Source organism: Oscillibacter sp. UBA6647, from assembly GCA_002455655.1.
Classification (GTDB): Bacteria; Bacillota; Clostridia; order Oscillospirales; family Oscillospiraceae; genus Oscillibacter.
The window spans coordinates 1-4,757 of sequence record DKLF01000078.1 but is presented as its reverse complement, the minus strand read 5'-3'; the positions used below and the strand labels follow the sequence as shown (position 1 = coordinate 4,757).

The window sequence follows — 4,757 nt, the reverse complement described above, 5'->3', positions numbered from 1 at the left end:
GGACCGCCGCGCGGCGGTCCGGCGGGGGCGTTTTTTCAAAGCACCTTGCTCAAAAAGTCCTGAAGACGGGGATGCTGGGGACGGCTAAAAATATCCTCGGGACTGCCCTGCTCCAAAAGCTTGCCGTCCGCCATGAACAGCACGCGGCTACCCACCTCCCGGGCAAAGCCCATCTCGTGGGTGACCACCACCATGGTCATCCCCTCCCGGGCAAGGCCCTTCATCACGTCCAGCACCTCGCCCACCATCTCCGGGTCCAGCGCGGAGGTAGGCTCGTCAAACAGCATCACCTCTGGCTCCATGGCAAGGGCACGCACAATGGCAACCCGCTGTTTCTGCCCGCCGGAGAGCTGGATGGGGTACGCCCCTGCGCGGTCTTTCAGACCCACCCGGTCCAGCAGGTTCAGGGCCTTTTCCTCCGCCTGCTTCTGGCTCATATGCCGCACCTTGATGGGCGCCAGCGTCATGTTCTCCAGAATGGTCTTATGGGGAAACAGGTTGAAGTGCTGGAACACCATGCCCATTTTCTGGCGGTGCTCATCAATATTTAACCGCACGGTCTTTCCCTCCGCGGTTTTCACATGGGACTTGGTGATATCCACCCCGTCGAAGACAATGGAGCCGCCCGTAGGCGCTTCCAGCAGGTTCAGGCTGCGCAGAAACGTAGATTTTCCAGAGCCGGAGGGGCCGATAACCACCATCACGTCGCCCCGGTTGATGTCCACCGTCACGTCGTCAAGGGCCTTGATTGCGCCCTTGTTGTAGTATTTTTTCAGTCCGGTGACCCGGATCAGACTACCGCTTGTCGCCACGGCTCATCCTCCTCTCGAAGTGCGCGATGATCTTGCTGGTGGGGAAGGTCAGGCAGAAATAGAGCGCGGCCACCACCAGCAGCGGCTCCAGAATCCGGAAAGAGCCCGCCTGCGCCGCCTTCACCGCGGCCATCAGGTCCGCTACACCGATGGTAAAGGTGACAGCAGATTCCTTGATAATGGTGACAAACTCGTTGCCGATGGCGGGAAGTATGTTCTTGATTGCCTGAGGAAGCACGATGTACCGCATATTCTGCCCCTGCGTCAGGCCCAGAGAGCGGGCGGCCTCGGTCTGCCCACCCTCAATGGACTGAATGCCCGCCCGGATGATTTCGGACACATACGCGCCGGAGTTCAGCGCCAGCGCCACCACGCCAGGAAGAAAACGATTTAGCTTTACAAAGCCCAAAATCGTCACCGCAGGCAGGTTGATGACGTCCTTGTGGAACAGCACCTGATACACGATAAAAAGTTGCACCAGCAAGGGCGTTGCCCGGAAAATCTCCACATAGACCGTGGCAATAAAGCTGACGGGGTTAAACCGGCTGAGGGCAAATAAAACCCCCTGCTCCCGCAGACGGCCCTGCTGGTCCAGCGCCAAAAACCGCAGGGGTCTGATATCGGACATGCGCATAACGGCCAGCACCAAAGCCAGCACAAAGCCCAGAATCACCGTGAAAAAAGAAAGATAGATGGTGCACAGCATCCCTTCCTTGAACATGCCGGAATACTGAAATACGGCCTCAAAGCCCGCTTTGGAGACATTCATCATGGGGCTCCTTTCGGATAATGATGGGGTTGCCAATCCTGTGAACGGCGCAATTCCTCCCCGCCGGAATGGGGGGAGGAATCACGGTTATTGCAAATAAATACTCAGCCCGCCTGAGAAGAAGCGGCGGCAGAGGAAGCGCCGTCTTCCAGCAGACCCTCATGAATATTGCCGCCGGCCTGCTCGTTGGCGGTAGCCACAAAGTCGTCCATAGAGCCGTCCGCCAACGCGGCGGCAATGGCCTCGTTTACACCGGCAAGCAGGGCCGCGTTGCCCTTCTGCACGCCCACGGAGGAGCCCTTCACGTCATAGGGCACATCAAAGGCCACATACAGGTCGGGATAGTTCTTGGCATAGCTCTGGGCCACCACAGTCTCAATGAAACCGGCGTCCAGCTTGCCGCCCAGCAGCTCGGAAATCACGTCGGTCACCTTGGGAAGCTGCACAATATCGGCGTCGGGTGTGTTCTCAGCCGCCAGCTTATACTGGATGGAACCCAGCTGCGCACCGATAGACAAAGCAGGATCGTTCAGATCTGCCAGAGATGCCCACTTGTCCTTGTTGGCCTGCGTGACAACCAGAGACTGACCGCCCGCATAGTACGTGTCAGAGAAGTCCATGGCTTCCATCCGGTCGGGGTCGGGGCTGAGACCGGCCATGCCCAGATCCACGTTTCCGGCATTCAACTCGGCCAGCACGCCGTCAAAGTCCATGGGGACAATCTCCAGCTCCAGATTCAGATAGTCGGCAATGTACCCGGCCAGCGCCAGATCAAAGCCCGCAAGCTGGGCCTCCCCGTTTTCGTCGATGGCGTAGAACTCATAGGGGGCAAAGTCGGGAGAGGTGGCCACGGTCAGCTTACCAGGAGTCACCGTTTGAATACCAGCCTCGGCGGAACCGGAGCCGCTGCCGACGGACCCGGAGGGCGCGGAGGAACCAGCGGACCCGCCGGCATTGCCGCAGGCTGCAAGGGACAGAGCCATTGCAAGGCTCAGCGCAAGCGCAAAAAACTTTTTCATTATATTCGCATCCTTTTCCAAAATCTGCTTGCCCGCACAGCGGGCGTAATTCACTCGTTCCGGGGAATAGACTTTCCTCCCCGAGGCTTGCTATACCTTATCACGCCGGATGCATAATGTCAATACTTTTCCAGGAAAAGTGTATAATTATTTGCTCAATTCCAGCAATTCCTCTAAGGTGTACAGCACTTTCTCTATAATCCGCCCGTCCTATTGTGCATTTCGACAATCTCTCGTGTATGCTTTTTGAATTTATGCATACTCTTCTGCATAGGAATTTTTTACCGCCTGAAAAGCCCTATCTACGGCCATCTTCCGAATTGCCTAGCGGGGGGCCATCAGGTGGTGCAGGGCGGCGTCCAACCCATCAATACTCAAGGGGAACATGGGAATCTCCTGACGGATTCTGCGGATGGTGTGGTTTCCTCTGGTATAGTCCCACCGCTCCTGCGGGACGGGATTCAGCCATGCCGTATGGCCTGACTTTTCCGCAAAGCGCCCCAGCCATACGATGCCGGGGTCCTGATTTGTCCGGTAATAGTCCAGACTTCCCCCCTGTCTCAAAAGCTCCTCCGGGGCCATGGCCCCGTCCCCCACGAACAGGACTTTCCACGAGGAATTCAGCTTTGAAAGCACGCGGCTCGTACCCTCGCTCTCCCTGTAATAGCACTCCGGGGTAGTAAACAGATCGTCGTACACGCAGTTGTGAAAATAATAGGTTTTCAACTCCTTGAAGTGACTGGCCTCGTGGACCGCGTGGAAAAGCCTTGAACACAGACGGGAATAGGACCACATAGAGCCGCCGGAGTCAAACAAAAGCAGCAGCCGCACGTCGTTTTTCCGGGGCCGGTCAAATTGCAGCTTTAAAAAGCCGCCGCTGTCGCAGGTGGCTTGTACCGTCTCGTCCAGCATTAGCTGGTCCTTGGGTCCGTCTCCCTTTACCGTCAGATTCCGAAGCCTGCGAAACGCCATTTGAAACTGCCGCAGTTCCAACGCCGCGTCCTGTCGGAAATCACGATAGTCCCGCTCCGCCGCCACCTGCACGGCACTTCTGTGCCGTCCCGGTCCGCCGATCCGTATTCCCGCGGGGTTATAACCTCCGTGGCCGAAGGGAGAAATTCCGCCGGTACCCACCCATTTGCTGCCGCCGTCGTGGCGCTCCGTCTGCTCGGCAAGGCGCTCTTCCAGCATTTTTTTCAGTTCTTCGAGGTTTAGCCCGCCGCCAAATTGGGCGTCTACCGCATCCTTGTCAATTTCTCGCTGCGCAGCCGCCTCCGCCAGCCAGCTCAAAAACTCCTCCGGCAGTTCCCGAACGGACTCCACGTCGTGGAAATACTCTGCAAAAGCCAAATCAAACCGGTCAAAATCCGCCTCGCTTCTGGCTAAAATACAGCGGGCCAGCCGGTAAAAATCCGTCAGTTGGGAGCCGTGCAGCCCCAGACGCAAAGCCTCCATCAGCGTGAGCCACTCGTTTAAGGATACGTCCAGCCCATGTCGGCGCAGGGCGTAAAAAAATCCCGTAAACATCCGCTCACCGCCGCCCAATGGCGTCCAAATCCTCTGTCTTTTTCAGCAGAACACCCGCAAATGGCAGCGTTTTACGAAGCAGCTCCGGGTCCACGCCGCCGATGCTCAGGGCCTGTACCCAATCCAAAAGCTCGCTGGTGGAAGGCTTTTTTTGCAAGCTCCGGCTCCGCAGGGCGTAAAACTGCTCCAGCGCCTGATCCAAAAGCTGGCTGTCCAACTCGGGATAGTGAGCGCGGACAATCTGCTCCATCATGGGCGCGTCGGGGAAGGCAATATAGTGGAAGATGCAGCGGCGCAAAAAGGCGTCCGGCAGCTCTTTTTCCGCGTTGGAGGTGATGATGACGATGGGGCGGTGCTTCGCCCGGACAGTTTCCTTCGTCTCCGGGATATAAAACTCCATGCGGTCCAGTTCCCACAATAGGTCGTTGGGAAATTCCAGATCGGCCTTGTCAATTTCATCAATCAGCAGGACCACCTGCTCCCCGGCGCGGAAGGCTTCGCCCATTTTCCCCAGCTTGATATATTTCCGGATGTCGTTTACGCCGGATTCGCCAAACTGGCTGTCGTACAGGCGGGCCACGGTGTCGTAAACGTACAGCCCATCCTGCGCCTTGGTGGTGGACTTGATGT

At 57.4% G+C, this 4,757-nt stretch carries 5 protein-coding genes; all 5 read right to left on the bottom strand.

What is annotated here, in order from left to right:
• Positions 1–35: 35 nt before the first annotated feature.
• A complete protein-coding gene (locus B2W96_RS05940; protein ID WP_397355125.1) occupies positions 36–794 on the bottom strand; it encodes an amino acid ABC transporter ATP-binding protein in 759 nt (252 codons plus the stop codon).
• Position 795: 1 nt separating this feature from the next.
• The gene (locus B2W96_RS05935) at positions 796–1,581 is read right to left on the bottom strand and encodes an amino acid ABC transporter permease (RefSeq protein WP_349680140.1); all 786 of its coding nucleotides are present in this window, start codon (positions 1,579–1,581) and stop codon (positions 796–798) included.
• A gap of 104 nt (positions 1,582–1,685) precedes the next feature.
• The gene (locus B2W96_RS05930; protein ID WP_293009367.1) at positions 1,686–2,600 is read right to left on the bottom strand and encodes a transporter substrate-binding domain-containing protein; all 915 of its coding nucleotides are present in this window, start codon (positions 2,598–2,600) and stop codon (positions 1,686–1,688) included.
• A 324-nt stretch (positions 2,601–2,924) separates the two neighbouring features.
• A complete protein-coding gene (locus B2W96_RS05925; protein WP_293009366.1) occupies positions 2,925–4,127 on the bottom strand; it encodes a vWA domain-containing protein in 1,203 nt (400 codons plus the stop codon).
• A 4-nt stretch (positions 4,128–4,131) separates the two neighbouring features.
• The coding region (locus B2W96_RS05920; protein ID WP_293009365.1) for an AAA family ATPase at positions 4,132–4,757 on the bottom strand (626 nt) is incomplete at its 5' end.

Bases quoted from the DNA above. Each gene is read 5' to 3' on its own strand.
- B2W96_RS05935 (WP_349680140.1), bottom strand. From the start codon at position 1,581: ATGAATGTCTCCAAAGCGGGCTTTGAGGCCGTATTTCAGTATTCCGGC.
- B2W96_RS05925 (WP_293009366.1), bottom strand. From the start codon at position 4,127: ATGTTTACGGGATTTTTTTACGCCCTGCGCCGACATGGGCTGGACGTA.
- B2W96_RS05930 (WP_293009367.1), bottom strand. From the start codon at position 2,600: ATGAAAAAGTTTTTTGCGCTTGCGCTGAGCCTTGCAATGGCTCTGTCC.